Source organism: Dietzia sp. CQ4 (assembly GCF_014145125.1).
In the GTDB taxonomy this organism is placed as follows: domain Bacteria; phylum Actinomycetota; class Actinomycetes; order Mycobacteriales; family Mycobacteriaceae; genus Dietzia; species Dietzia natronolimnaea.
The window spans coordinates 1-5,234 of record NZ_JAALDZ010000050.1 but is presented as its reverse complement, the minus strand read 5'-3'; the positions used below and the strand labels follow the sequence as shown (position 1 = coordinate 5,234).

The following is a 5,234-nucleotide window of genomic DNA, read 5'->3' as shown; positions in this document are numbered from 1 at the left end:
CCCGGGCGGCGCCGCCACCTCGCAGGCCCGCGTCCCCGCCACCGAGGACTCGGGGCGGTTCACCGAGGCGCCGGCACCGGTGGGCTCGGACGCCCCGGGGTACACGGCCCCGGTCGTGGGGGCGCGGGAGCGTGGGTACCTCGCGGCGCTCGAGGCCCAGGACATCGAGACCGCGGAACTGTCCGACTCGCTCGTGGCCGCCGGCAACACGATCTGTCGGATCCGGACCACCGGCGGGGCCGCGGGGGAGACCACCACGATCGCCGACGCCGTGGCCGGGCAGATCTCGGTGGGCGGGTACTCGGACCGCGAGGTCGACGAGATCTCCCGGATCGTCGTGGACTCCGCGGCCGGGCAGCTCTGCCCGTGACACCGCTCGACCCCTGACACCGCTCTGCCCGTGACGCCGCTCTACCCCTGACACAGCTCGACCCCAGACGCGCGTGCGCCCCGGGCGCCGCCCGGGGCGGTGAGTCGTGACACGTGCCACGACCGCCGGCGGAACCCGGCGGCCCCGTGGCGCGTTGGACCTGTCGTCGGCCGCCCGCGGACTCGTGTCGGGCGCCCGGGAAGGAGTTCGTATCGTGGCTCGTGGATCGCGTCGTGGAGGTGGCCGCCGTCTCGGGTGCTCGCTCGGAGCGCTCGTCATGGTGGTCCTGCTGGTGCTGGGGATCGGCTGGTGGATCGGTGACCGGGGACTGCCGACGGGTCCGGACGGCCCGCTGCCCGGCCCGGCGGAGCCGGAGCTGACCCAGCCCGCGGATTGCCCCGACGTGCAGATGATCGCCGTGCCGGGCACCTGGGAGAGCAGCCCCACCGACGACCCCTACGCGCCGTCGTTCCTGCCCAACGCGCTGCTCAAGACCATCACGGACCCGCTGGGGGAGCAGTACCCCGCCGAGCGCCTGGAGGTCTTCACGGTCCCGTACGTGGCACAGTTCCGGAACCCCCAGCGCCCCGACGAGATCACCTACGACCAGAGCCGGGCCGAGGGCACGGATCGCGCGCGCGCCGAGTTGGTCGCGGTCCACGACCGCTGCCCGTACACCTCCTACATCCTGCTCGGCTTCTCCCAGGGGGCGGTGATCGCCGGCGACCTCACCAGCGAGATCGGCACCGGCAACGGGCCGGTCCCGGCGGAGCTCGTCCGGGGTTCGGTCCTCATCGCCGACGGTCGGCGCCTGCCCGGCGAGGGCCAGTCCCCGGGGCTGTCGCCGGGGACCGGTCAGGGGATGGAGATCTCGCTCCAGCCGGTGACGGGCTTCACGCAGCTCATCGCGGGTGCCACCATGACCGGCCCGCGGCCCGGCGGCTTCGGGGCGCTCGACGACCGGACCGCCCAGATCTGCGACTCCCGGGACCTCATCTGCAACGCCCCGCTCAACGTGGTGGACGGGGCGGCCCGGTTCCAGGAGTTCGTCGCCAACAACGCCATCCACGCCATGTACGCGACCAACCCGGACGTCGTCATGGGGACCACGGTTCCGGAGTGGACCATCGGACACGTGCGGGAACTCGTCGACGCGGCACCGGAGATCGCCCACGACTGACCGCCCGACCGAGTACCGTGCATGGGCGCGACACGCCTGGCCGGGTCGAGGATTCGGAGTTCGGATGTGCGCAGGGGCACGCTGTAAGATCGACCAAGCTTGTCGCCCGGTATGTCCGAGGTCGGCGACGTCGACCATCCAGTCATCGGTTCGGAACGGAGCAACGTGGAGTTCGAGCAGTACCACGACGCCAGCGGGGCGATCGTCATCCCTGATCGCACCACCCTGGTCGACTTCGTCGAATCCAACGTCTCCGCAGCACGCCGGGACCCCGCGGCGGACGGGCTGATCTACCGCTACATCGACTACTCGTCGTCGCGGCAGGGTGAGGTCGCCGAACTGTCGTGGTCGGACTTCGGGGACCGGCTCTACGCCATCGCCGCACGGCTGCAGCAGGTGGCGGAGCGGGGAGACCGCGTGGCCATCCTCGCGCCCCAGGGGCTCGACTACATCGTCTCGTTCTTCGCCGCCATCCACGCCGGTCTCACCGCCGTGCCGTTGTTCGATCCGGACGAGCCGGGTCATCACGACAGACTCCACGCGGTCCTCGGGGACTGCACGCCGTCCGTCATCCTCACCTCCACCGAGTCGGCGGCGGGGGTCCGCAAGCTCTTCCGCGACCTGCCCGCCCGGGAGCGGCCCCGCACGGTCGCCGTCGACGCGATCCCCGCCGAGCTGGGCTCGGGCTGGACCCGGCCCGATCTGGGTGCGGACGACATCGCCTACCTGCAGTACACCTCCGGGTCGACCCGCGTCCCCGCCGGCGTGGAGATCACGCACCGCAACGTCGTCACCAACGTCATGCAGCTCTTCGACGGGCTGGGCCTGACCCGCGCCTCCCGCGGCGTGACCTGGCTGCCGCTGTTCCACGACATGGGTCTGCTCACCGTGATCCTGCCGGCGATGGGCGGCGCCACGATCACCGTCATGAGCCCCCGGGCCTTCGTGCAGCGTCCCGGGCGGTGGGTCACCCAGCTCGGGGCGATGTCCGACGGCGACGGGGTCTTCGCCGCCGCCCCCAACTTCGCGTTCGAACACGCGGCCCGTCGTGGCCTGCCCCGGGAGTGCGAGTCGCTCGACCTCTCCGGGGTCACCAGCATCATCAACGGGTCCGAGCCGGTCACCCCCGCCTCGATGCGCGCGTTCAACGAGGCGTTCGCCCCGTACGGGTTGGCGCCGACCGCCATCAAGCCCTCCTACGGCATGGCCGAGGCGACGCTCTTCGTCTCCTCGCCCCGCAAGGACGACGAGGCGATCGTCATCCACGTGGACCGGGAGGACCTCAACAAGGGCGTCATGACCGTCCTGGACCCCGACGCGGTGGAGGGCAACGAGGACGCCATCCCGCAGGTGGCGTGCGGGTACGTGGCCCCCAGCCAGTGGGCGGTGATCGTCGAGCCGGGTGTCGACGGGTCGACGGGCGAGCACGACGGCACCGGCCGGGAACTGCCCGAGGGCCGGGTCGGGGAGATCTGGCTCTACGGCACCAACGTCGGGCGGGCCTACTGGGGTCGGCCGGAGGAGTCCGAGGCCACGTTCGGCAACAGGCTCACGGAGCGGCTCCCGGAGCACTCGAGGACGGTGCGCGAGTTCGGCACCGTCCCCTCCGGCGCACGGTGGCTCCGCACGGGTGACTACGGCGCCTACGTGGACGGCCAGCTGTACATCACCGGTCGGGTCAAGGACCTCGTGATCGTCGCCGGACGCAATCACTACCCGCAGGATCTCGAGAACACCGCGCAGGACGCCTCCGCCTCGCTGCGCCCGGGCTTCGTCGCCGCGTTCTCCGTGCCGGCCAACCAGCTCCCGATCGACGCCCGTAACGGCGCCGTGATCCCCTCCGATGACTCCTCGGAGACCCTCGTGGTGGTGGGCGAGCGCGCCCCCGGTGCGGGGAAGGCGGATCCCGGACCCATCGCGGACGCGGTCCGCTCGGCGATCTCGGCGAGGCACGGGGTCACCGCGCAGGACGTGATCCTGGTCCCCGCCGGGTCCATCCCCCGAACCTCCAGCGGCAAGATCGCCCGCCGCGCCTGCAAGACCGCCTACGTCGACGGGACCCTGCGGGGAGGCCACCAGCAGACGGCCTTCCCCGACGAGCCGGCGGAGTAGTTTCCGGGCCGCTTCACGGCACCACCGGTGCGCGGCGGCGACGGGCGAGCACACCGGACGAGACCCGATGGAAAGGCGATCCCCACGATGGCACAGAGCGAGATGACGGTAGTAGAGCTCCGCGACTGGTTGCGGGGCTGGGTCTCCCGGGCCACCGGGCTCGACGTCGCCAAGGTGACCGACGACCGCTCCCTCGAGGAGTTCGGGCTGTCCTCCCGGGACGCGGTGACCCTCTCGGCGGATCTCGAGGACCTGCTCGGCCGTCCCCTGGACGCCACGGTGGCCTACCAGCACCCCACCATCGCCTCTCTCGCCGAGTACGTGGTCAACGGACCGGCCGAGATCGACGAGCCCGGAGACCTCCACACCTTCCGCCACCGTGGGGCGGGGATGGAGTTCGACGTCGCCGTGATCGGCTTCGCCACCCGTTTCCCGGGCGGCGCGGACTCGCCCGAGGCCACCTGGGAACTGCTGTCCGAGGGCCGGGACGCCACCAGCCCGCGTCCGGCGACCCGCTGGTCCGAGTGGGCGGGTGACTCCTACGTCCAGCAGGTCCTGGCCGAGGCCCCGGACCGGGGCGGGTGGCTCGACGACTCCGAGGTGCGGGACTTCGACGCCGAGTTCTTCGGCATGAGTCCCCGCGAGGCGGAGATGGTGGACCCGCAGCAGCGGCTCGCACTCGAGCTCACCTGGGAGGCCCTCGAGCACGCGCACCTGCCCGCGAGTGACCTCAAGGGCCACGAGGTGGGCGTGTTCATCGGTTCGTCGTCCAGCGACTACCAGGTGTTCCTCACCTCCGACTCCGCCGCCGCCTCCCCGTACGCGGTCACGGGCGCCTCCAACTCGATCATCTCCAACCGGGTGTCGTACACGTTCGACTTCCGCGGCCCCTCGATGACCCTGGACACCGCGTGCTCGACCTCCCTGGTCGCGATCCACGAGGCCGTCAACTCGCTGCGCCTGCACGAGTCCGATCTGGCCGTGGCCGGTGGCGTCAACATGATGCTGGCGCCCGCCGCCACCATGGGCTTCGCCAAGACCGGGGCCGCGCTCAGCCCCGACGGGCGCATCAAGGCCTTCTCCTCCGACGCCAACGGCATCTGCCGGGCGGAGGGCGGGGGACTGTTCATCCTGAAGCGCCTGTCCGAGGCCGAACGGGACGGGGACGTGGTCCTCGCCGTCATCAAGGGGTCCGCCGTCAACTCCGACGGACGCTCCAACGGGATGACCGCCCCCAACCCGGACGCCCAGGTGGCGGTGCTGCGCCAGGCGTACGCCGACGCGGGTGTGGACCCGAGGGACGTCGACTACATCGAGGCCCACGGCACGGGCACGATCCTCGGTGACCCCATCGAGGCCACCGCGATCGGACAGGTGCTCGGCCGCGGCCGCGACGCCGATCGACCCACGCTGCTGGGCTCGGCCAAGACCAACTTCGGGCACATGGAGTCGGCGGCCGGTGCCGCGGGCCTGGCCAAGATCATCCTCGGGATGGGGCACGACTCGCTCCCGCCCACCCTCAACTTCGCCGGCCCCAACCCGTACATCGACTTCGACGCCGCGCGGCTGAGC

At 71.7% G+C, this 5,234-nt stretch carries 4 protein-coding genes; all 4 read left to right on the top strand.

Annotation, left to right across the window (positions count from 1 at the left end):
• On the top strand, nucleotides 1–370 hold a 370-nt coding region (locus tag G6031_RS03805; protein WP_182652491.1), incomplete at its 5' end, for a DUF732 domain-containing protein.
• 214 nt (nucleotides 371–584) lie between these two features.
• A complete protein-coding gene (locus G6031_RS03800; RefSeq protein ID WP_095717076.1) occupies nucleotides 585–1,550 on the top strand; it encodes a cutinase family protein in 966 nt (321 codons plus the stop codon).
• A 111-nt stretch (nucleotides 1,551–1,661) separates the two neighbouring features.
• Complete coding sequence (gene fadD32, locus G6031_RS03795) at nucleotides 1,662–3,662, top strand: long-chain-fatty-acid--AMP ligase FadD32 (RefSeq protein ID WP_182652490.1); 2,001 nt, start codon at nucleotides 1,662–1,664, stop codon at nucleotides 3,660–3,662.
• A gap of 87 nt (nucleotides 3,663–3,749) precedes the next feature.
• The coding region (locus G6031_RS03790; RefSeq protein ID WP_182652489.1) for a type I polyketide synthase at nucleotides 3,750–5,234 on the top strand (1,485 nt) is incomplete at its 3' end.

What these genes read in the sequence shown, in the direction of transcription:
- fadD32 (WP_182652490.1), top strand. Translation starts at nt 1,662, where the DNA reads ATGTCCGAGGTCGGCGACGTCGACCATCCAGTCATCGGTTCGGAACGG.